The sequence below is a fragment of the Labilibaculum euxinicum genome (assembly GCF_963678175.1).
GTDB classification, from domain to species: Bacteria; Bacteroidota; Bacteroidia; order Bacteroidales; family Marinifilaceae; genus Labilibaculum; species Labilibaculum euxinus.
Map to the genome: position 1 here is coordinate 4,713,911 of NZ_OY782756.1, position 22,048 is coordinate 4,735,958.

Annotated in this window: 18 protein-coding genes; 2 read left to right on the top strand and 16 right to left on the bottom strand. The window is 36.1% G+C overall.

The window, feature by feature from the left end:
• Both ACY0M5_RS18570 and ACY0M5_RS18575 read right to left on the bottom strand, forming a co-directional pair.
• Entirely contained in the window at nt 1-414 is a 414-nt protein-coding gene (locus tag ACY0M5_RS18570) for an ATP-binding protein (protein WP_124991228.1), read from the bottom strand.
• Nucleotides 415-419: 5 nt separating this feature from the next.
• Entirely contained in the window at nt 420-767 is a 348-nt protein-coding gene (locus tag ACY0M5_RS18575; protein ID WP_156194338.1) for a DRTGG domain-containing protein, read from the bottom strand.
• 411 nt (nt 768-1,178) lie between these two features.
• Between ACY0M5_RS18575 and ACY0M5_RS18580 the strand changes: the two genes are divergently transcribed.
• The gene (locus ACY0M5_RS18580; protein ID WP_461630190.1) at nt 1,179-1,913 is read left to right on the top strand and encodes an adenine nucleotide alpha hydrolase family protein; all 735 of its coding nucleotides are present in this window, start codon (nt 1,179-1,181) and stop codon (nt 1,911-1,913) included.
• A 375-nt stretch (nt 1,914-2,288) separates the two neighbouring features.
• Here the strand turns inward: ACY0M5_RS18580 and ACY0M5_RS18585 are convergent, their stop codons facing one another.
• The 12 genes from ACY0M5_RS18585 to ACY0M5_RS18640 form a co-directional block, all read right to left on the bottom strand.
• Complete coding sequence (locus ACY0M5_RS18585) at nt 2,289-4,472, bottom strand: S46 family peptidase (RefSeq protein ID WP_461630191.1); 2,184 nt, start codon at nt 4,470-4,472, stop codon at nt 2,289-2,291.
• A gap of 45 nt (nt 4,473-4,517) precedes the next feature.
• A complete protein-coding gene (locus ACY0M5_RS18590) occupies nt 4,518-4,877 on the bottom strand; it encodes a four helix bundle protein (protein ID WP_101308754.1) in 360 nt (119 codons plus the stop codon).
• A gap of 39 nt (nt 4,878-4,916) precedes the next feature.
• Nucleotides 4,917-5,495, bottom strand: a complete 579-nt coding sequence (locus ACY0M5_RS18595; RefSeq protein WP_461630192.1) for a Maf-like protein — start codon at nt 5,493-5,495, stop codon at nt 4,917-4,919.
• A 2-nt stretch (nt 5,496-5,497) separates the two neighbouring features.
• Nucleotides 5,498-6,457 (bottom strand): UbiA family prenyltransferase, encoded by a 960-nt coding sequence (locus ACY0M5_RS18600; RefSeq protein WP_461630193.1) that lies wholly within the window; start codon nt 6,455-6,457, stop codon nt 5,498-5,500.
• A gap of 25 nt (nt 6,458-6,482) precedes the next feature.
• Nucleotides 6,483-7,010, bottom strand: a complete 528-nt coding sequence (locus ACY0M5_RS18605) for a KdsC family phosphatase (protein WP_124991232.1) — start codon at nt 7,008-7,010, stop codon at nt 6,483-6,485.
• Nucleotides 7,011-7,096: 86 nt separating this feature from the next.
• Nucleotides 7,097-7,873, bottom strand: a complete 777-nt coding sequence (locus ACY0M5_RS18610) for a Rossmann-like and DUF2520 domain-containing protein (RefSeq protein ID WP_461630194.1) — start codon at nt 7,871-7,873, stop codon at nt 7,097-7,099.
• Nucleotides 7,874-7,883: 10 nt separating this feature from the next.
• Complete coding sequence (locus ACY0M5_RS18615; RefSeq protein ID WP_461630195.1) at nt 7,884-8,384, bottom strand: hypothetical protein; 501 nt, start codon at nt 8,382-8,384, stop codon at nt 7,884-7,886.
• Nucleotides 8,385-8,788: 404 nt separating this feature from the next.
• Nucleotides 8,789-10,003 carry an OprO/OprP family phosphate-selective porin gene (locus ACY0M5_RS18620; protein WP_461630196.1) on the bottom strand — a complete coding sequence of 405 codons (1,215 nt, stop codon included), beginning with the start codon at nt 10,001-10,003 and terminating at the stop codon, nt 8,789-8,791.
• Nucleotides 10,004-10,162: 159 nt separating this feature from the next.
• Nucleotides 10,163-11,191 (bottom strand): outer membrane beta-barrel protein, encoded by a 1,029-nt coding sequence (locus ACY0M5_RS18625; RefSeq protein ID WP_461630197.1) that lies wholly within the window; start codon nt 11,189-11,191, stop codon nt 10,163-10,165.
• A 259-nt stretch (nt 11,192-11,450) separates the two neighbouring features.
• The gene (locus tag ACY0M5_RS18630; RefSeq protein WP_124991236.1) at nt 11,451-13,166 is read right to left on the bottom strand and encodes an acyl-CoA dehydrogenase family protein; all 1,716 of its coding nucleotides are present in this window, start codon (nt 13,164-13,166) and stop codon (nt 11,451-11,453) included.
• A gap of 65 nt (nt 13,167-13,231) precedes the next feature.
• The gene (locus ACY0M5_RS18635; protein WP_101308763.1) at nt 13,232-14,251 is read right to left on the bottom strand and encodes an electron transfer flavoprotein subunit alpha/FixB family protein; all 1,020 of its coding nucleotides are present in this window, start codon (nt 14,249-14,251) and stop codon (nt 13,232-13,234) included.
• A 109-nt stretch (nt 14,252-14,360) separates the two neighbouring features.
• The gene (locus tag ACY0M5_RS18640; RefSeq protein ID WP_101308764.1) at nt 14,361-15,236 is read right to left on the bottom strand and encodes an electron transfer flavoprotein subunit beta/FixA family protein; all 876 of its coding nucleotides are present in this window, start codon (nt 15,234-15,236) and stop codon (nt 14,361-14,363) included.
• Between the two features lie 515 nt (nt 15,237-15,751).
• Here ACY0M5_RS18640 and ACY0M5_RS18645 point away from each other — a divergent pair.
• Nucleotides 15,752-17,227: a carbon starvation CstA family protein gene (locus ACY0M5_RS18645; RefSeq protein ID WP_461630198.1), complete on the top strand. Its 1,476-nt coding sequence runs from the start codon at nt 15,752-15,754 to the stop codon at nt 17,225-17,227.
• A 51-nt stretch (nt 17,228-17,278) separates the two neighbouring features.
• Here the strand turns inward: ACY0M5_RS18645 and ACY0M5_RS18650 are convergent, their stop codons facing one another.
• Together ACY0M5_RS18650 and rpoC are read right to left on the bottom strand one after the other, a co-directional pair.
• Nucleotides 17,279-17,602: a DUF3467 domain-containing protein gene (locus ACY0M5_RS18650; RefSeq protein WP_101308766.1), complete on the bottom strand. Its 324-nt coding sequence runs from the start codon at nt 17,600-17,602 to the stop codon at nt 17,279-17,281.
• Nucleotides 17,603-17,732: 130 nt separating this feature from the next.
• Nucleotides 17,733-21,998 (bottom strand): DNA-directed RNA polymerase subunit beta', encoded by a 4,266-nt coding sequence (rpoC, locus tag ACY0M5_RS18655; RefSeq protein ID WP_461630199.1) that lies wholly within the window; start codon nt 21,996-21,998, stop codon nt 17,733-17,735.
• Between the last annotated feature and the right edge of the window lie 50 nt (nt 21,999-22,048).

The following is a 22,048-nucleotide window of genomic DNA, read 5'->3' on the forward strand; positions in this document are numbered from 1 at the left end:
TTATTTCAGATAGTTAACGATTTCTAATTTTGTTCCAACATTAACTTTACTACTAATATTCATTTCATCTGAATTCTTTTTTATATTCGGCAATCCCATACCGGCACCAAAACCCATTTCCCGGACTTTAGGAGTTGCTGTTGAAAAGCCTTTTTCCATTGCCTTATCAATATCAGGTATCCCTGGTCCTTTATCTTCAATTCTCACTGCTATTTTATCCGGAAATATTTCCACAATCATGTCTCCGTCGAAAGCGTGTGCGACCACGTTTACTTCAGCCTCATACAATGAAACCACAGTTCGTTTAATTATCTTCGAATCAACATTCAACTGCTTCAATATTTTTTTCACTTCACTGGAAGCTGATCCTGCTTTAGAAAAATTGCCACCCTCAATACAAAATGTAAATACCATCCCCTTTAATATACTGGTTCTAAACCCATTTCACACAAAATAGAACATGCTTTAAACATTGAATAACTGCATTCAATCAGCGTAATATTATTCTCACAAGCCAAGTCTTTCATTTCCTGTGAGACCTTCTTATCCCTCACAAATAAAATGTAAGAAATGTCAGACATTTCCGATGTCCTAATTGTCTGAAGATTATTTAACCCTGTTATTAAGAGCAGGTTATCTGTATCTAAAGTTAGTACATCACTCATTAAGTCTGATGCAAAACCAAAACTTATGTCCTGATTCAGATCATCTTTTCCACAAATAACACTTGCATTAAGTTTATCAACCAGATCAGCCACTTTCACCATATCGCAGTACTAACTTATGTTTATCATTTATTCTATTCCGACTGTGCTAAGATAAGTATTTGAGTAGGATTAATAAATGATATATAACGGAATAGACACAAAAAAATAAAATACATATTAAATCTAAATAACTTCATAATGACAAAACAGATCTTGATAAATTTCAATTTCAACACTTCAATACAATCATAAATCAGCAAGCATTTTATGTCAATACCATTGTTCAAAATTCTTGTAGGTCTTAGAATCAAACTGACAAGTTTTTTTTGGTTATATTCGCATACAAGTGCAGAATACAAGAACTCAATTACTTATTTTTTTCTCTATTTAATGAGCATTAAGAAGCAACATATACTCGTTTTAATTCAAGATCCTGAATGCTCTGACGCCGCGATTAAACATGCTTTCACTTTGGCAAAACTTTTTAAAGCGGAAGCAGCCTTTGCTAATTTCCCTACACTAAAGGGGAAAACTCATCCCTCCATAAGTCATTATCAGATTGAAAAATTCAATCTTCAGTCAATCCCATACAAAATAATAGAACTAAAAAACAGCAAGCGGGAACCCAATCTCAGCATTCAAGAATTGGATGCAATTTTTATTGTAACACAATTCCCTATAGGATCACTAACTCATTTTCTGAACCGAAATGCCATTTTCAAATGGATACTGAAAGCAAAAATTCCCTCTATACTGGTAACAGAGCAAACAAATACAGATTGTGAATACAAGAATATAATCGTTCCCATAGATTACAAAAAAGAAAGTAAAGAGAAAATGATCTGGGCCAGTTATTTTGGAAGATTCAACAATGCAATCATTCATCTGATTGCTCCCAATGAAAAATCCGAAGCTTATCATCGCACCATAAAGGCTACATTGCTCTTCACTAAAAAAATGTTTGAACAGTTTAAGTTCGAATACAAAATTGTTAAAACGGAGTGCAAAAGCAGAAACATCAACCGGAAGGCAATTCAATTTTCAAAAAATCTAAATTCAGATTTAATTGTACTCATGTCGAATCGTAATCCTGGCTGGATTGCGTCCTGGTCCGGCCCCAGTCAGCTAAAAAGCATCCTCAAAAAAGAAGATAATCCGATCCTATTTATTAATCCATTGAAAGACTACTATTTGCCTTGTAATTAATAAAATACATTGCAGATATGCCCCTTTTATTTCATTTCCGAAACTTGAATTCTGACTAATAAAAAAGAGGCCATTTTAAAAGTACAGTATCACAATAAAATAGAACTTTTTGTTGGAGCAATCTCTTTTATTTTGTTTGTTATACTCTTGGTATTGTCACAAATATTTTTCTACTGCGACGATTATTTTTTTTCTTGCACTGCGCTCAAGTTTTCCCTTGCACCAGGCTCAAGACTTCCCTTGCACTGCGCTCAACCTCTTCCTTGTACAAGGGAAAGGGGCTCCCTAATGCAAGGAAACCCCTTTGTATTGTACAAGGAAATTCTTATAAAATAACAAGAGAAATACATTTTTCTTGTATCCCTCAGGAAATAATTACTCCACAATATTCATCTCATCCAATAAATATCCTGCTCCGGCAAATTTATCGACAAGAAATAATACGTAGCGAATATCCAGTGATACGTTTCTGCAAATCTCAGGATCGTACATTAAATCAGACATTACGCCTTCCCAAGCGCGGTCAAAATTCAAACCGATTAACTCACCATTGGCATTTAAAACCGGACTGCCCGAATTTCCTCCGGTGGTATGATTGGTTGCTGCAAAACAAACCGGCATTTCGCCCTTTGCATTTGCGTAATTTCCAAAATCTTTTGCATGATAAAGGTCTCTTAGCTTTTGAGGAACATCATAATCAAAAATCTCAGGATTGTCTTTCTCAATAATTCCATCCAATGTGGTATAATAATCGTAAGTTACAGCGTTTCGGGCTTTGTATCCTGCTACTTTTCCATAATGAACTCTGAATGTAGAGTTAGCATCAGGATAAAATGTTCTATCTTTTTGCATTTCCATTAAACCTGCCATATAGGTGCGTTGCAGCTTTGTCGTTTTTTTAATGATTTTGCTGTAAACCGGATAAATTTCCGATTCGTAAAAGAAGTAAATGCTGTTTGCTAAAACAAAAATAGGATCTTTAGTCAAACGCTTACCAAATGATAATTTATAATTATCCAGTAAATTATTCAATTTATTCTCGTCAGCAAATACCGATTTAGACATTGCTTTCTCTGCATAAGCTTCGAAATCGCCATTGTATTTCTCCCGGATATTTACGATCTCTTTAGGCAGATACTCATCGGTCAGATTCTCGCTATACATTTTCAGCAAAGCAGCCAAAAGCTTTTTATCAGTTGGATTGTTATAATTCTTGAAAAACTCTTCGCTCGACTTTTTCAATTCAGCAACAAGACCAACAAGCTGATCCTGATCTTTTTTGGCCAGACTTGCCAGTTTCTTAAATTTAACAGCAAAAGTCACAGCTTCTGAGCCACGAATACCAGCCTCAATGGCATAATCGCGGGCCAGACTAATTGGAGTCAACTCTTTGTACAAGGCTCCCATTTCTGCTACAATTCCAGCATATTTTTTCTTCAAATCGTCACTGCTATTTGCCCAGATTTCAAATTTTTCTTCCAATTCTTTTTTCTTGGCAATTGCATTCAATCGCTTTAGTCCTGTAATTTCCCCCTGCCATCTTTTCCATGAATTGGCAACACCTGCATATTTTGCTGAATATTGAATTCGAACCATTGGTGAAGCATCCATATCTGCTCTCATCAAATCCAATTTCTTTGTTCTGATTTTGATTTTATTTGGATTATCAACCTTTGTCATTAAATCCAATGCATCAGATGTTAGGTATTCTGTTGTAGTTCCCGGATATCCAAAAACCATCGTAAAATCACCTTCATGTACACCTTTAAGAGAAATTTTGAATGACTGTTTTGGTTTCATTGGAACATTCTCCTTTGAATAAGAAGCAGGCTTATTGTCTTTGTTGGCATAAATCCGAAACATCGAAAAATCACCCGTATGACGAGGCCACATCCAGTTATCTGTATCACCGCCAAATTTCCCAATTGCTGATGGAGGAGCACCTACCAAACGTACATCTTTATATATCTCATATACCGATAGAAAATATTGATTCCCATTAAAAAAGGCTTTAACACTCGCACGATAGTCCGAATCTTTTTCTGTTGCATCCTGAATTTTCTTAATATGCCTGGCAATCATTTTCTGACGAACTTCCTCCTTGGTATCATCGGTAATACTATCCAAAACCTGCTCAGTTACATCTTCCATACGAATTAAAAATGAAGCTGTTATTCCTTCATTAACTAATTCTTCGTCTTGACTCATGGCCCAAAAACCATCTTTTAAATAGTCGTGCTCTAAAGTAGAATGAGCTTGAATGGCTCCGTAACCGCAGTGATGATTTGTTACAATCAGTCCTTTATCAGAGATCAGCTCTCCGGTACAGAAGTGATGAAACGGACTTCCTTCACGTCCCAGACCAACTACTGCATCTTTCAAACATGCCTTATTAATATCATAAATATCAGCTGCAGAAAGCTTAAATCCGGCTTTTTGCATGTCTTCGATATTGTATTTTTCCAAAAGCATAGGAATCCACATCCCCTCATCTGCTTTTACCTGAGTTCCCATAAACAGTAAAACTGCCATGAGAAGTAGACTTAATTTTTTAATCATGATAAATATATTTTGTGTTGTTGTTTATTAATGACGAATTTTCAATTACGAATTACGTACCCTTATCGTTTTCTGGATGCTTCCAATTATTCTAAGCAATTCATCAGTATCACTTAGAAGACTTTGACATTCTTCTTTTGTAAGATAACCCGTATCACCAAGCAATCTGATCCAATAATGTGTTTCTCTTGCTTCTTTATACGATATTGTTAGCTTGGCAAAAAAATCTTTCTCACTTTGTCCTCCAATTGCTTCTTCAATATTAGCTCCAATTGAAGTTCCGGATCGTAACAACTGTTTGGATAATATATATTCCTTTTTTTCTTGTTGTAAATACTTACAGGTTTTCACTATTCGAACTGCAAATTGATAACTTTTTTGTTGTACGATATTATCTTTTTTCATTCGTAATTTAAATTTCGTAATTCGTAATAGTTGTGCTGTTTAAAATTTTAACAATTCCTGATACAAGCGTTGAATAGGTAAACCTACTACATTAAAATAAGATCCTTCAATGCCGTCAATCCCAATAAAACCAATCCATTCCTGAATTCCATATGCACCCGCTTTATCGAAAGGTTTGTAATTATCTATGTAATAATCAATCTCTTCTTCCGACAAGGCTTTAAAATGAACATTAGTAGTTGTAGAAAAGCTTATTTTCTTGTCTTTACTCATTAGGCAAACTCCACTTATTACCTGGTGCGATCTGCCGGACAATGCATTAAGCATTTTAACAGCATCATCTCTGTCGTTTGGTTTTCCAAGAATCCAATCATCAACACAAACAATTGTGTCTGCTGTGATCACCAACTCATTGGATTTAAAATCCGCCCCGAATGCTTTTGCTTTTAATTCGGCCAGGTAAACCGGAATTTGATCTGGTATTAATCCTTCAGGATAAATCTCCTCTACTTCTTTTGTTCTTATTTCAAAAATCAAACCCAATTCCTTCAACATTTGGTGTCTTCGAGGCGATTGAGAGGCTAATATTAATTGATAATCTTTGAGATTATTCAGCATGCTTAAAAATTTGTGTGATTGATAACATAGTTTACCACAAAAGCATAGGAAATACCAGCAAGAATGGCAAATCGTATTAGAAAAATTCCAGTCTTAAATTTGTCTCCTTCCGAAAACTGATAAACCCGATAAGCCAATAAAAATAATGGCAAAACGATCAAAATACCAAAATACCAAGGTGTAATCTGATCCATTGGAGCATTTAAAAATTGATACCAAACTCCAAAAACAGATACGGATAAAAATAGTATAAGCAGTATAATTATAATTTTAGACCACTTTAAACCAACTACAATAGGCAGGCTTTTGCGGTTAATTTCCCGATCCCCTTTTATGGAAAGTAAATCTCTGATGAATTGTGCAATTAGAACACCAACAAAGGAGAAAAAAGAAAAGGCTCCTACCCAATACAATAGATAATTAAAATTGGTTTTTGAGGCAACTAACACTTCCGCATAAGTTTTCATAAGCGGAGGAATCTCGTAAATAACAACCAAAAAAGGAATAATGGCAACAATAAAAGCAATTAAAAAGCTACCCAATAAAAAGTTATATTTGTAAGATGTTGAATAAAACCAAAGCAAGCCTCCTCCCATAAAAAAGATGAACACAAATTGCCAGTGACCAATTTTATAAGACACATACCCTCCCAGTAAAACAGATATTGCAGCAATTATCTGTTGCAGAAAAAGGGCCACTCTTCGCGTAACTTTTCTACCTACAATAACATCTTTCTTATTGATTCGATCTGCTTTCGTATCAAAATAATCATTAATAACGTAGCCTGCCGCAGCCATACAAACAGTTGCAAAAACCAATATTGCAAAATCCAAATCGGCTAATTGAAGCTTAATTCTATTAATTCCCAAAATAGGTTGAATAATAAAATAGCGCATCACATATTGGGTCAGTGCAATAATAATCAGATTGGGTAATCGGATCAATTTCAGATAACTGTTCATTGGGCTGTTTGGGTTAAGGTTGCTTTTATATACTTTGGATATTTGTATCGGCTTCGAGCCATTTACTATGTGCGCGTAATACTTGTTCAATTACGTCACGAACACAACCGTAACCGCCCTCTTTATCCGAAATATAGTTGGAAATAGCCTTTATTTGCTCCACAGCATTACACGGACAAGTCGGCACTCCGATTCTTTTCATCACCTCATAATCAGGTAAATCATCGCCCATATACATTATATGATCAGGATTCAAATCATATTTCGCAATAAAATCTTCAAAATCTTTAATCTTATTTTTCGATCCCATGTAAATGTCTGCAACTCCAAGACCTTTGTAACGTTTTTCGACAGCATCGGAAACACCACCGGTTATAATTGCAACCGGATAGCCTTTTTTTACTGCATACTGAATAGCATATCCATCTTTTGTGTTTGCCGTGCGCAACATTTCTCCCGATGAATCGATAACAATACACTCATTGGAAAGAACACCATCCACATCAAAAATGAATGCAGAAACTTTCATTAAATCTTCCTTAAAAAACGCCATTTTATTTAAAATTGAGAAACAAGATATGAGATGTGAGAAAAACATTCGATTCTACTTCCCATTTTCTTCTTCCAAATACAACAAATTTATTTCCCTTTGTGCATCTTATAGATGCTTTCGCTCACAAATCTATACAATTTTTGAAACACCGGAGAATGTTTTAGCGCCTTCTCGTGCGAATTCATTATCTCCTCATCGAAACGCACTGCAGGTCCTGTTTGTGCAGATACCGGATCTAATTGCAAAGCCTTTTGAGCTGTCTCAAGAATTAAAGGTTTTAACAATTCATAATCAACATCTTTTTCTGCCAGTAATTTTTGTCCGATGCTATACATATGATTGGTGAAATTACAAGTAAAAACCGCTGCCAAATGGAGTTGTTTCCGCTGTTCCGAATTAATTAGATGAACACTTTTTGATATCTGTCCGGCAAGCTCAATTAAATCTGTTCGTAATTTCAAACTATTTGACTCAATACAAATAGGTATGTTTGAAAATTCGACCTTACGCTCCTTCGAGAAAGTCTGCAGAGGGTAAAAAACCCCATAATTTTCAGCATAGTTCTCAAAAATATCCGCAGGTAAACTGCCCGCAGTATGAACAACATTTCCTATGGGAACCAAAATTTCATCAAATACAGACGGTAAAGCCTTATCGCTTACAGCAAAAACATACAAGTCAGCATTCTTTTCTATTTTCTTTACTGATATAGTAAACGAACAGTCCAATTTCCCGGCCAAAGCTTTCGCAGATTCAACAGTTTTACTGTAAACCTGCAAAATCTCAATTCCATGTTCATGAAGAGCAAGAGATAGCTGTGTTGCCAAATTACCTGCACCAATCATTACTACTTTTTGAATCATTTTTCTGATTTTATATTATGCCCAATTCCTCCGGTGATGCAGCAATACGTTTCAAGGGCACTTTTCCCCTGTCAATCATACCAAACAGCTTTTCACAACCATTCACTAAATCCTCATACATATCTTCGGCAACCAAAACCAGTCTATCGTTTAATTGCTCCAGGTGCTCAACTCCTTCGGGTTGATTTTTACGCGAACAAAGCAGTAACGATTTGCTTGGAACAAAAGAGTGTGTTAACTGATTGCGCAGCTTATCGTACAGCCAGTGATCATTATTCACAGCACGGTAATCGTTCCCCATTAATATATTCAAAGATTTTGAAAAACGCTTGGAGGATTGAGCTTTGGCTTTTAAAGGCTTATCATCCAGGAAACATCCCAATGCCTCTATTGCCTGCCCCATCATTATAAATGAGAAGAAATAAAATCCTTCTTTTTGCAATCGACCAATTTCATCAATGAAAATCTTGCGAATAAACAGCTTTTCTTCCTCAGCTTTTTCTTTGTCCATACGGCAAAGATATATAGATAATATGAAACGTCCATGACAAGGATATTTTCACATACAAAGAGAGATTATTCCAACATGGTAAGTCCTTCCGAAACAAATTAAAGACAGGCTATATAATACCAAATTAACATCAAAACATGCCTTATAAAATGTTTCTTTTCAGCTATATCTTCGTTAAAAAAGATGCATCGTAACATGGCTGTGCTTTACTTTTTTGCCTCGATACAGCTAAAAATTAATTCATTTTAATTAAAGTCTATTTTGAAATTAAATTGGTATGACAACCAGAAAGCAAATAAAAAACATATAAAATCTTACCAAGCTTTAACCGGATGAAGAAACAAAAAAACCTGATTGTGAATCAGGCTTATGCTTTTGTTCTTAAGAATTCGAAATAACTTTGTTTAGAATGAAAACTGCAGGCGAGTTTGAATCATATTAAAATTCTCTTCTCCATTCAATGCGTTCTCATCTAAATCAACATTCGTAAAATTTAATTTCATCAACACATTGTGATTTACATACCAAGTACATCCTAAAGAAATATCCTTTTGCTCTCCTCCCATGATATTCGAATCCGAATCATTTAAATTGGTTTTATTATAACGCGCAAGTAATTCTATAGATCCTGGCTTTGGGTTTGCCAAACGAGCAGATTTCATTTTGTACTTATAATTACCACCTTTTATGAGCCAACCCAATTGCGCATAATAACCATTTGCCTTATACTCTTCTATAAAATTATAATTTCCCCACGATTCAGGCATATCAATATTCACTTTAGTTTTAATATACTCAGCTTGTAAAACAACAGGTCCGCCAGATGTAATCAATTCAATTCCATATTTGAATTGATCCTTAGCGTGCTCAATTTCCGCATCAATAAAAGATCGTCTTTCGATATGAGTTGCACCCCTCGATTTATACTTTACAGTTTTATTATACCCACGTCCTAAATATTCATCCTCATCTGTACTGCGATAGCTACCCGAAATCCCGATATGAAAAATAGTTCCATCTTCATTTACAGGAGCAAATACGAATCTGGAAGTCAAACCAAAACCTTCATCACCTTCCGACCAATTATCCGTATCGCTTCCAAACAATCCAAGAGCCCAATAATAATTTTTGCCCCATCTGTCATACGAAACACCTAAATTTCGCCCCGGCCTGAATGCTTCAACAGTACTTGAAAAATTCATAAACTTAATTGTTTTGGAACTCTCTGTTTGTTCGATTCCAAATGGTTCCAGAAAATGTCCTGCTCTAAAAAAACTATTCGTGTTGATATTGTATTGCAGAAATACATCCTTAAGAGAAGCATTGCCTCCATCGAAACCAATGTTTATTTTTGCATCCCAGTTTTTCCAAACAGTAGCCTTAAAAAGCAAACGAGCATCCCGAATTTCACTTCCACTTCCCAAATCTGTTTTATCATCAAAATAAGCTGCAGCATCCATAAATATACGACCTCCTATTCCAAATTTAAACTGTCCGTCATCAGTGGCCATTTGTATGGATCCTTTTTCGACTCTTAACTTTAAATCATTAACATCCTGTGAAAACAAACGCCCTGAAACAAACAACAGGCAAAAAATTAATAAATAGTGTTTTTTCATTTTAGGTATTGGTAAAGATTAGTACAGTGTTTTTTCAGAATGTAAATTTAACAAATAGATTTATTAGACTAATAATAAATAATACCTGATGAGTTTAAATCAACACAAAAAAGACCACCCAAGGGCAGTCTTTCAATATCATAATATCTATCTCTTCTCTTAGAATTTGAACTCCAAATTTACATATACCATTGAGTTGTCTTCCGAAGCAGAATCCTTTTTCATAAATCCCTGATAGTTTAGAGCCATTTTAACACCTTTTACCGGCGCATACTGAACACCTGCTGTAATAGCGTTACCATTATTAGAAAGATTCCATTTTTCAGTTTCTCCCTCCAAAGTATTAGAAGTTAGGTAATCATATCTTCCAAATACTTCCCATTTCTTATCAAAAGTATAGGTTGAATAAAACGACATACCTTCTAAATCATGATTATCTGAAACCTTTGAATACTTAGTTCCATTGGTCAACAAGTTATATTCTGCAGCTAATCTAAATTTATCTGAAAATTTATATCCAATAAATGTTGCTAAAGCCGAAGCGGTAACATCTTTTTCTGTTCCTCCGGCAACTGTTGTCTTGGCTGAATTTACATCACCATATACTTTTGCAATCAAACCCTTATTCTGATAAATCAGACTTGCTCCCACTCTTTGTTTTCCATCATCGTCCTGCACTTTCTTATATCCTTCACCATTAATAACAAATGCATTTGCAGAAAAAGAATCACTTAATTTAAAATTTGCTTTAATCCCCAGGTCAGCGCTCGATCCAAAACCATATTCATCATTAAATGATTTCATGATGTAACGATATCCCCAAAAACTTTCCTGATCTGAAAACTGAACGGTACCAATCATACCTAAAGAAACTTTTACTGCTGAAGAGGCTTTCCACTCCAATTGAGCTTTCTTAAGAAATGCTGTATAATCACTACCGCCGTCATTTTTATCAACATCAAGTGTAATACTTGCCTTCAATCCTTTTGCAATATTGTAATCGTATCCGAAGTAAGCTCTTTTAATTTCGAAGCTGCTTTCTTTTTCTGTTCCTTTAGTCATATCGTAATGATAGTTAAAGAACACTTTACCATTCACTTCTCCTGATGGCGTAAAATCTGCCTTATCCTGTGCTGTGGCAGTAAATCCTAAAAATAATGCTATAGCACCAATTAATAATTTTTTCATTTGGTTTGTTTTAGTAGTATGTAATTTTTTTGCAATTAAGTCGACACATTTTCTTAATAACTGACGGCAAAACTAATTCCTTTCTAAGAAGTCACACTCTTAAATGTTTTAAATAAACGTTAATTCGGCTTAACGAAAAATTAACATGATTGAAACACTTTTGTAAATACGGGTAATTCTTTTACTTCGCGTAGATAAACACAAAAAAAACGGAAGCTCCCACTTAAGGAACTTCCGCTATCTATAATTTGTTTAGGTTTTATTTTTTGAAAATACCTAAGTCTTTCAAATCTGAATTTTGAATGTAATCAAGGTGACCAGCACAAACCGACTTACCCATTTTCACATAAACTTCACATGACTCATGGTATTTATCATCACGGGTTGTATCCAATAAAGTAAGATATCCCATTATAATATAACCAGCCATTTCAACCAAACGACGAGCATGGAAATCCATAAAATCGTTATGATCTGCTGTTGCATTAATCTCACTAACCTTGGCTACTGCCATTTCGTACTGCTCAGTCATTCCTTTAAGCATGGTTCTGATATACTCCAATTGTGGGTTTAAATCAGAAGCTTCGTAATCTTTGATCTGAGCCAGATACTGACCAGTTGTAACTCCGCGAACAGCTGCAACAACCTGCAACTGAGACGTTCCTTCATAAATATTCGTGATACGGGCATCACGCACCAAACGCTCAATTGGGTAATCTTTCATGTAACCTGAACCAGCATGAATCTGCAATGAATCGTAAGCAATTTGATTACAATACTCCGATGCAAATAATTTCAACATTGGAGTCAGTACATCAGCAATTTTTTGGTACTTCTTCATCTCATTTCTCTCATCCTTATCCAAAGACCGATCCTGAGAGATATGGTAGTAACACTTGTAAACATCAACCATACGACATGTTTCATACAACATGGAACGGGAAGCATTCAACTTCGCCTCCATATTGGTCAACATTTCGTAAACAGCTGGAAATTTAATAATTGCCTTGCCAAACTGGCGGCGTTCCTTAGCATATGCCAAACCTTCACGATATGCAGCTTCTGCAATACCTACCGATTGAGCACCAACACCTAAACGCGCGCCATTCATTAATGACATTACGTATTTGATCAATCCCATTTTACGGTCTCCTACCAATTCGGCAGGAGCATGAGTAAATACCAACTCACAAGTAGGAGATCCGATAATACCCATTTTGTGCTCGATACGACGAACTTTAACAGCCATGTGCTTTTTGTCGTAAATAAACATAGACAAACCACGACCATCATTGGTTCCTTCTTCAGAACGAGCCAAAACCAATGCAACCTCACCATCACCATTGGTAATAAATCGTTTCACACCATCTAAATACCACTGATCTTCTTTGGCATTATAAGTAGCTTTTAATTGAACAGCCTGCAAATCGGAACCTGCATCCGGCTCAGTTAAATCCATAGCTGCAGTTGCTCCTTTGGCAAAACGCGGCAAATAATTCATTTTTTGCTCTTTTGAAGCAAATTCATGAATTGTTTCAGCACAATCCTGAAGACCCCAAATATTAGCAAAACCAGCATCTGCACGAGATACCAATTCCGCAGCCATTACGTAAGGTACCAACGGGAAATTCAAACCATCATACTCACGAGGCAAACTCATTCCAATCAAACCCGCTTTTGTTAAAGCATCATGATTCTCTTGAGTTCCTCTTGCATAAATTACACGATCGTTTTCAACTCTTGGTCCTTCCTGATCAACACTTTCAGCATTTGGATCGATAATATCACCACAAATCTCACCTACAATTTCCAGTGTTCGATCGTAAGAATCCATTGCATCCTCAAAATCAAGAGGAGCATAGTCATATGTTTCTTTATCTTCGAAGTTGCGCTCTTTAAGAGCAACAATTTTTTTCATTAAAGGATGATCCAAGTGGAACTTCAAATCATCATTATCATTATAGAAATTAGCCATTTCTTTGGATGTTTTTTGTTAAAAATTAAAGCGATTAGCGAACACCATTACCTTAAATAGGTTTCTTACTTAGTGTTTTCTTTGTACTGCTTAATCATTTTTGGAATCACATCAGCAATATCACCGGTAATAATATAATCGGCGAAATTGTTTATTGGTGCATTCTTATCAGTATTAATTGCAATAACCATTGAGGATTCCTCCATACCTGCAGTATGCTGAATCTGCCCCGAAATACCGCAGGCAATATATAGTTTAGGACGAACAGTAACACCTGTTTGTCCAATTTGACGCTCATGAGATGCATAACCAGCATCAACAGCAGCACGAGAAGCACCAACTTCTGCACCAATAACATCAGCTAATTCATACAGTTTATCGAAGTTATCTTTGGAACCTACACCGTAACCACCTGCGATAATAATACCTGCATTTTTGATGTTTACTTTTGAAGCTTCCATATGACGCTCAATAACTTTCACTATAAAATCTTCAGCATTTACATACTTCTCAACATCGAGCTGTTTCACTTTTCCTTTGTAAGCATCCGAAAGAATTTCTTTCTTCATGACTCCTTCACGAACAGTAGCCATCTGCGGACGACAGTCAGGATTGACAATTGTAGCTACAATATTTCCTCCAAAAGCAGGACGAATCTGATACAATAAATCCTTATATACTTTGTTGTTCTTCTTGTCTTCATGATCACCAATAATCAAACTGGTACAATCAGCAGTTAAACCTGAATGTAGAGCTGAAGAGACACGAGGTCCCAAATCACGACCAATGCTAGTAGCACCCATCAAGGCAATCTGCGGTTTTTCTTCCCCGAATAATTTCACAATAATTGATGTGTGAGGCAATGTAGTGTAAGGATACAAACGCTTATCACTGGCAATCCAAACGGTATCCACACCATAAGGCATAATCTGCTTCTCAACACCCTTAAGGTCGGCTCCAATTACGATAGCTTCCAACTCACATTTTAAATCGTCAGCTAGTTTTCGACCTTTGGTTAAAAGTTCAAGGCTTACATCTGCAACCTGTCCCTCTTCTATTTCACAATATACAAATACGTTGTTCACGGTTTCAAATTTTTAAATTCCACTTTTACAGAGAACAGTAATCAGTAAACAGTGTACAGTGCAAAAATAACTGACGACTGGAAACCGGTAACTGTAACCTTGTTAACTGCTATCCGATGGTATGGTTAGCGATTAATTCTTTCATTAATTCACCCATATCAGCATCAGTTGGCTCAAGAACTTTAGCCTCTTTAGCTTGAAAAACTACATTTTCAATAGCTTTTACCTTTGTAGGAGATCCAGTTAAACCAAGCTCTTCTGCTTTAGTTTCGATATCGTTTACACTCCATTCGCCAATATTCAGATAAGGGCGGTTGTTATGCAACAAGATGTAATCTTCATCAGCATTCTGCATTTCGGAAACAGCTCTTGCATGCTTGTATTTCATTACATATTTAGCATTTCGCGGACGACACTCAGGAGCTGAAGCGTTTACTGTTACCACCATAGGTAAAGTTCCCTCTACAGTCTCAACACCACGCTCTAAACGGCGTTTAATTACAATTTTCCCTTTTTCTGCTGATACCACTTCTTCAGCATAAGTAATTTGAGGAAATCCCAGTTTCTCGGCTACCTGAGGACCTACCTGAGCGGTATCTCCATCGATTGCCTGACGACCTGCAATAATAATATCAATTTTACCCATTTTTTTTAGGGTACAAGAAAGAGCATAAGAAGTTGCCAATGTATCAGAACCCGCAAAAGCACGATCCGATAAAAGTATTCCATTATCAGCACCACGGTAAAGACCTTCACGAATAATCTCGGCGGCTCTGCCAGGTCCCATAGTTAAAAGTGTAATTTCTGTCCCAGGGTACTTATCTTTCAAACGCAACGCTTGCTCAAGTGCATTTAAATCTTCAGGATTGAAGATAGCTGGTAATACAGCTCTATTCACAGTTCCATCAGCTTTCATAGCATCCTTCCCAACATTTCTGGTATCGGGAACCTGCTTAGCAAGAACAACAATTTTTAATCCTTTCATTGTAATATCTATTTTAATATCTGTAACTAATTCAGATTTATACAAAAACTTATTTTCAAACTACCTATACGTAATTCTCCAAGTTAAATAAATCATTAAATCACTAATTAATATTTCCTTATTCAGGTTTGCTCCAAAATGATTGAATTTCTCAAAATCAGAGATTAGCAAATATAAAGATTAGAGTACTTAAAACAAATCTAGATTGCGAGTTACACAACAGGTGCTATTCGTCAAAAAAAAACAAGTCTTAGTGATAATTAGGATCGTCGCAACACATTGATATATTAACCATTAAGCACACATCACAAACATTACGATGACAAATAATTCAACATTTTTTTATATTTTACCAATGATAACGTTTCATTTCATTACCAATTTGAACCAAAACTCTTCGAATCCAAATTTCTTTTGTCAATCCGCCTTTCGGATATCCGGAAAAAAAAATTTACAACTTATGACTCTTTACTATCGATGAAATAGTATTTCATTTTAATTTTGTTTAAAAAAACATGATTACATTTTTAAGCGCAATCTTGGCATTAATACTTGGATACATTTTCTATGGTAAATTTATCGAACAAGTTTTCGGTGCTGATGACACAATTAAAACTCCAGCTGTTAGACTGGAAGACGGTGTTGATTTTATCCCCATGCCAACCTGGAAAATGTTTACCATTCAATTTCTAAACATTGCAGGTTTGGGACCAATTTTTGGAGCTATTTTAGGAGCCATGTATGGACCCATTGCATATATTTGGATTGTTTTAGGATGTATATTTATGGGAGCCAGCCATGATTATTTTTCAGGTATGCTTTCCATTCGAAGCGAAGGAGCCAGCCTTCCTGAGATTGTTGGTAAACATTTAGGCTCCGGCATTCAAAATTTTATACGGATTTTCACAATCTTACTACTCTTATTTGTTGGTGTGGCTTTCGTAACCGGTCCTGCAGGATTACTCACTGATTTTACCGGAGGTGGTCTAAACTGGTGGCTTTATGGAATATTCGCATATTATCTTCTTGCTACTCTACTGCCAATTAATAAAATTATCGGTAAAATTTATCCTCTTTTTGGATTCGCATTGTTGCTGATGGCAGTAAGTATAGCTGGTATAATGATTTTCAAAAGTGCAACAGGAGCTTTAATATTGAATGAGATATCATTTGGAGAATTAAAAAATCTTCATGTAAATCCCACACAGAATATACTATATCCAATGATGTTTATCGTAATTTCCTGTGGTGCCATTTCAGGATTTCATTCCACCCAATCACCAATGATGGCCCGCTGTATGAAAAAGGAAAGTTTTGGGCGACCTGTATTTTATGGAGCGATGATTGCAGAAGGAATCGTTGCTATTATTTGGGCTACTGCGGCCATGAACTTCTTTGGTAATACCGGTGAATTAAATTATACAATCTCTTCCGGCCACAATCCTGCCTGGATTGTTAATGAAATATGCAATACCTGGCTGGGAAAAACGGGAGCAATATTTGCAATTATTGGAGTAATTGCTTGCCCTATTACAACGGGTGACACCGCATTTCGAAGTGCCCGGCTTACAATAGCTGATATCTTTAACTACAATCAAAAATCGATAAAAAACAGATTATTAGTATCGATACCTCTATTCACTCTTGGATTTATACTGTCTCAACTTGAGTTTTCTACCATTTGGAAATATCTGGGTTTATCCAACCAAATTCTTTCTATGGTTATGTTATGGACAGCTGCTGTGTATTTGGCTAAAAAAAGCAAAAATCATCTACTCCTTAGTATTCCAGCCTTATTTATGACTGCAATATGCTTTACCTATTTATTAGTTGCACCAAACAAAAATGGAGGCCTTGCAATAGACTCACAATTAGGAATTCTGCTAGGAATATTCATAGCAAGTTCAATATTTATCTGGTTTCTTGTTCACAGCAATCAAAAATCAATAAAAAATAAAACAACTAGTGTTACTACAAGCCAAATCGAATGACAAAAACCGGAAAACAGCAGCTGTTTTCCGGTTCAAATTAATTTATCACTTCTAGGCCTCACCTGTAGGACCAAACCCCATAGGCATTACAGTACCTTGTGGTCCGTGGTTTTCTTCAATTTTTATCGCTCCATGAAGCGATTCAAATTTTCGAATATTATCTTGTAAAGCCAGCATCAGTCTCTTTGCATGTTCTGGTGTAAGTATAATTCGTGATTTAACATCAGCTTTTGGAATTCCAGGCATGATTCTCACAAAATCTACAACAAATTCTGAACTGGAATGAGTTATTACGGCAAGGTTTGAATAAGTTCCCTGAGCAACATCTTCCTTCAATTGAATATCTATTTGATTAGATTGTTTTTTATCGTTCATGATCGTTTTTTATAATTAAAAAATTTGTCTTCCTGCTAAATTATGAAAATATTCCCTATTCCGATTAAATAGATAAACAAAAAGGGTGTTTTCAAATTGAAAACACCCTTTATATAACTTAGAGTAACTCTTAATATTCTCTAGACTTAGAATCTAACAGTTTTTCGTATTCAGCTTTTGCGCCAACAACAATATCCCTGTACTCTCGTAAACCAGTACCTGCAGGAATAAGATGACCACAAATAACATTCTCTTTCAAACCTTCAAGATTATCAATTTTACCGCTAATTGCAGCTTCATTAAGAACTTTAGTTGTTTCCTGGAAAGAAGCAGCTGAGATAAAACTCTTAGTCTGAAGAGCAGCACGGGTAATACCTTGCAGAATCTGAGTAGAAGTTGCAGGAATTGCATCACGAGCGTCAACAAGTTTCAAATCTCTTCTTCTCAATACTGAGTTAACATCTCTCAGTTTCCTGGAAGTAACAATCATTCCTGGTTTCAATTCTTCAGAATCCCCTCCATCAACAACAACTTTCTTACCGAAAATTTCATCATTTTCTTCCATGATAGCCATTTTATCGATAATTTGTTTTTCAAGGAATCTTGTATCCCCCTGATCATCGATAATTACCTTACGCATCATCTGACGAACGATAATTTCAAAGTGCTTGTCGTTAATCTTCACACCCTGCATACGGTATACATCCTGAACTTCATTCACGATATATTCCTGTACTTTGGTTGGTCCTTTAATCGCAAGAATATCAGCAGGAGTTGTTGCACCATCAGATAATGGAGTTCCAGCTCTTACATAATCGTTCTCCTGTACAAGAATTTGTCTTGAAAGTGGTACTAAATACTTTCTAACATCTTCTCCTTTGGTTGTAACGATAACTTCACGATTACCACGCTTAATTTTTCCAAAACTAATCTCTCCGTCAACCTCTGAAACTACAGCAGGATTAGAAGGATTACGTGCCTCGAACAACTCAGTCACCCTTGGAAGTCCACCGGTGATATCACCAGCTTTACCAACAGCTCTTGGAATTTTAACCAACGACTGACCTGCCAAAACCATTTCACCTTCAGAAACAGAAACGTGAGCACCTACTGGTAAATTGTAAGATTTTAAAACATCCCCTTTGGAATTTAAAATCTTAACCCCAGGATTTTTCGTTTTATCTTTTGATTCTATTACTACTTTTTCAGCAAAACCTGTTGCCTCATCAGATTCCTGACTGAAAGTAATCCCTTCAATCAAATTATCAAATGAAACTTTTCCTGAAAACTCAGTAATGATCATTGCATTGTATGGATCCCACTCACAAAGAAGATCGTCTATCTTAACATCCTGACCATCTTTAATGTACAATTTAGATCCGTATGGTATTGTATGTGTTGTTAATGTAATATTGGTACTTCTATCAACAATACGTAATTCAGCCAAACGACCGATAACGACATCGTACTTTTTACTGTCTTCACTTTTATACTCAACAGTACGTAACTCATCAAACACAGCGTAACCATTGTATTTAGATACAACAGAATTCTCTGCGGAAGTGTTACCTGCTGTACCCCCAACGTGGAAAGTACGAAGCGTAAGCTGTGTTCCCGGTTCTCCAATAGACTGAGCTGCAATAACACCAACAGCTTCACCTTTTTGAACGGCTATACCTGTAGCTAAATTACGCCCATAACATTTCGCACATGCACCTCGTTTAGATTCACATGTTAAAACTGAACGAATCTCAACTTTTTCAATTGGAGAATTTTCAATTACTTGTGCAATCTCTTCAGTAATTTCAACGCCTGCCCCAACTATTAATTCTCCTGAAATAGGATTGAAAATATCATGAACTGTAGTCCGTCCAAGAATTCTCTCAGTTAATGAAGCTACAACTTCTTCTTGATTCATAATCGCAGAAGTAGTCAAACCACGTAAGGTTCCACAATCCTCTTCATTGATAATAACATCTTGTGCTACATCAACCAAACGACGGGTTAAGTATCCAGCATCCGCAGTTTTTAGAGCCGTATCCGCCAAACCTTTACGAGCACCGTGAGTTGAAATAAAGTACTCAAGAACTGACAAACCTTCCTTAAAGTTAGAAAGAATAGGATTTTCAATAATCTGACCTCCTGTAGCACCTGATTTTTGTGGCTTAGCCATCAATCCCCTCATACCACCAAGCTGACGAATCTGTTCTCTAGATCCACGAGCTCCTGAGTCAAGCATCATATAAACAGAGTTGAATCCCTGATTATCATCAGCCAACTGAGTCATCAAAGTTTGAGTAAGGTTCGCATTAACATGCGTCCAAATATCAATAATCTGATTGTAACGTTCATTATTCGTAATGAAACCCATGTTGTAATTACTCAACACCTCTTCTACCTGAGCATAACCATCAGCTACTAAAGCCTCTTTTTCTTCAGGTACCGTAACATCAGAAAGGTTAAATGATAATCCACCTTCAAAAGCTTTAAGATATCCCAGATCTTTAATATCATCAAGGAAGTTGGCACAAGCATGTACACCACATTTCTTGAAAATAAATCCAATAATATCTCTTAGTGCTTTTTTAGTAATCAATTGATTAATAAAACCTGCTCCAAGAGGAGTTGCTTCATTCAAAATGATTCTACCGATGGTTGTTTCAACTGTTGTATCAACTAATTCATCGTTCTCATTTAGATCTTTAACTTTTACTTTAATCTGACTGTGAAGATCAACTGCTTTTTCATTGTAAGCAATCATCGCTTCCTCTGCTGAGTAAAAACTTAATCCTTCCCCTTTACCACCTTTTCGTGCCTTGGTAATGTAATACAATCCAAGTACCATATCCTGAGATGGAACAGTTACCGGTGCACCATTAGCAGGGTTCAAAATATTGTGAGAACACAACATCAGCATTTGGGCTTCCAAAATAGCTTCATTACCTAAAGGCAAATGAACCGCCATCTGGTCACCATCAAAATCCGCATTAAAACCAGTACACGCTAAAGGATGCAAACGAATTGCTTTCCCTTCAATCAGCTTAGGCTGAAATGATTGAATACCTAAACGGTGAAGAGTAGGAGCACGGTTAAGAAGAACCGGATGCCCTTTTAGTACATTCTCCAGAATGTCCCAAACAACAGGATCTTTACGATCAACAATCTTCTTCGCCGACTTTACTGTTTTTACGATACCGCGTTCGATCAATTTTCGAATAACAAATGGCTTATAAAGCTCAGCCGCCATATCTTTAGGCAAACCGCATTCGTGCATTTTCAAATCAGGTCCTACAACAATTACCGAACGTGCAGAGTAATCTACACGCTTACCCAATAAGTTTTGACGGAAACGACCTTGCTTACCTTTCAATGAATCTGAAAGTGATTTAAGCGGACGGTTGTTTTCAGTCTTAACTGCATTTGATTTACGGGAATTATCAAATAATGAATCAACAGCTTCCTGAAGCATACGCTTCTCATTTCGAAGGATTACTTCGGGTGCCTTGATTTCAATAAGTCTTTTTAAACGATTGTTACGGATGATAACTCTTCTGTACAAATCATTCAAATCGGAAGTTGCAAAACGACCACCATCCAATGGAACCAAAGGACGCAATTCCGGTGGAATTACAGGAACAACTTTAACAATCATCCATTCAGGACGATTTACTCCTTGTGATTCACGGAAAGACTCAGTAACCTGAAGTCTTTTTAAAGCTTCATTTTTACGTTGCTGAGAAGTTTCAGTATTTGCTTTATGACGCAAATCATAAGAAAGAGCGTCTAGATCCAAACGGGCTAAAAGGCTAAATAAAGCGTTAGCACCCATTTGAGCAATGAATTTATTTGGATCATCATCATCAAGATGCTGTTGATCTGCAGGTAGTTCATCAATAATATCAAGATATTCCTCTTCTGTAAGGAAATCAAGGTATTTAATTCCGTCAGCCGCTTTAATTCCGGCATTAATTACTACGTATCTTTCGTAGTAAATAATAGAATCAAGCTTTTTAGTAGGTAAACCTAAAAGGTAACCTATTTTATTTGGCAACGACTTAAAATACCAAATGTGGGCAACAGGTACGACCAATTGAATGTGTCCCATTCGCTCACGTCTAACCTTTTTCTCGGTTACCTCAACACCACATCGGTCACAAACAATTCCTCTGTATCGGATTCGTTTGTATTTACCACAATGGCACTCATAATCTTTTACAGGACCGAAAATTCTTTCACAGAATAATCCGTCGCGTTCTGGCTTATAAGTACGATAGTTGATGGTTTCAGGCTTTAAAACTTCACCGCTGGATCTTTCTAAGATCTCTTCCGGAGAAGCGAGACTGATAGAGATTTTTGTAAAACTACTCTTTACTTTGTTATCTCTTCTGAATGCCATATGTTGAAAATTAGGAAATTAACAATTTTGTTTCAAGCAAGGCGAATGCC

Bases quoted from the DNA above. Each gene is read 5' to 3' on its own strand.
- ACY0M5_RS18570 (WP_124991228.1), bottom strand. From the start codon at position 414: ATGGTATTTACATTTTGTATTGAGGGTGGCAATTTTTCTAAAGCAGGA.
- ACY0M5_RS18575 (WP_156194338.1), bottom strand. From the start codon at position 767: ATGGTGAAAGTGGCTGATCTGGTTGATAAACTTAATGCAAGTGTTATT.
- ACY0M5_RS18585 (WP_461630191.1), bottom strand. From the start codon at position 4,472: ATGATTAAAAAATTAAGTCTACTTCTCATGGCAGTTTTACTGTTTATG.
- ACY0M5_RS18590 (WP_101308754.1), bottom strand. From the start codon at position 4,877: ATGAAAAAAGATAATATCGTACAACAAAAAAGTTATCAATTTGCAGTT.
- ACY0M5_RS18595 (WP_461630192.1), bottom strand. From the start codon at position 5,495: ATGCTGAATAATCTCAAAGATTATCAATTAATATTAGCCTCTCAATCG.
- ACY0M5_RS18600 (WP_461630193.1), bottom strand. From the start codon at position 6,457: ATGAACAGTTATCTGAAATTGATCCGATTACCCAATCTGATTATTATT.
- ACY0M5_RS18605 (WP_124991232.1), bottom strand. From the start codon at position 7,010: ATGGCGTTTTTTAAGGAAGATTTAATGAAAGTTTCTGCATTCATTTTT.
- ACY0M5_RS18610 (WP_461630194.1), bottom strand. From the start codon at position 7,873: ATGATTCAAAAAGTAGTAATGATTGGTGCAGGTAATTTGGCAACACAG.
- ACY0M5_RS18615 (WP_461630195.1), bottom strand. From the start codon at position 8,384: ATGGACAAAGAAAAAGCTGAGGAAGAAAAGCTGTTTATTCGCAAGATT.
- ACY0M5_RS18620 (WP_461630196.1), bottom strand. From the start codon at position 10,003: ATGAAAAAACACTATTTATTAATTTTTTGCCTGTTGTTTGTTTCAGGG.
- ACY0M5_RS18625 (WP_461630197.1), bottom strand. From the start codon at position 11,191: ATGAAAAAATTATTAATTGGTGCTATAGCATTATTTTTAGGATTTACT.
- ACY0M5_RS18630 (WP_124991236.1), bottom strand. From the start codon at position 13,166: ATGGCTAATTTCTATAATGATAATGATGATTTGAAGTTCCACTTGGAT.
- ACY0M5_RS18640 (WP_101308764.1), bottom strand. From the start codon at position 15,236: ATGAAAGGATTAAAAATTGTTGTTCTTGCTAAGCAGGTTCCCGATACC.
- ACY0M5_RS18645 (WP_461630198.1), top strand. From the start codon at position 15,752: ATGATTACATTTTTAAGCGCAATCTTGGCATTAATACTTGGATACATT.
- ACY0M5_RS18650 (WP_101308766.1), bottom strand. From the start codon at position 17,602: ATGAACGATAAAAAACAATCTAATCAAATAGATATTCAATTGAAGGAA.
- rpoC (WP_461630199.1), bottom strand. From the start codon at position 21,998: ATGGCATTCAGAAGAGATAACAAAGTAAAGAGTAGTTTTACAAAAATC.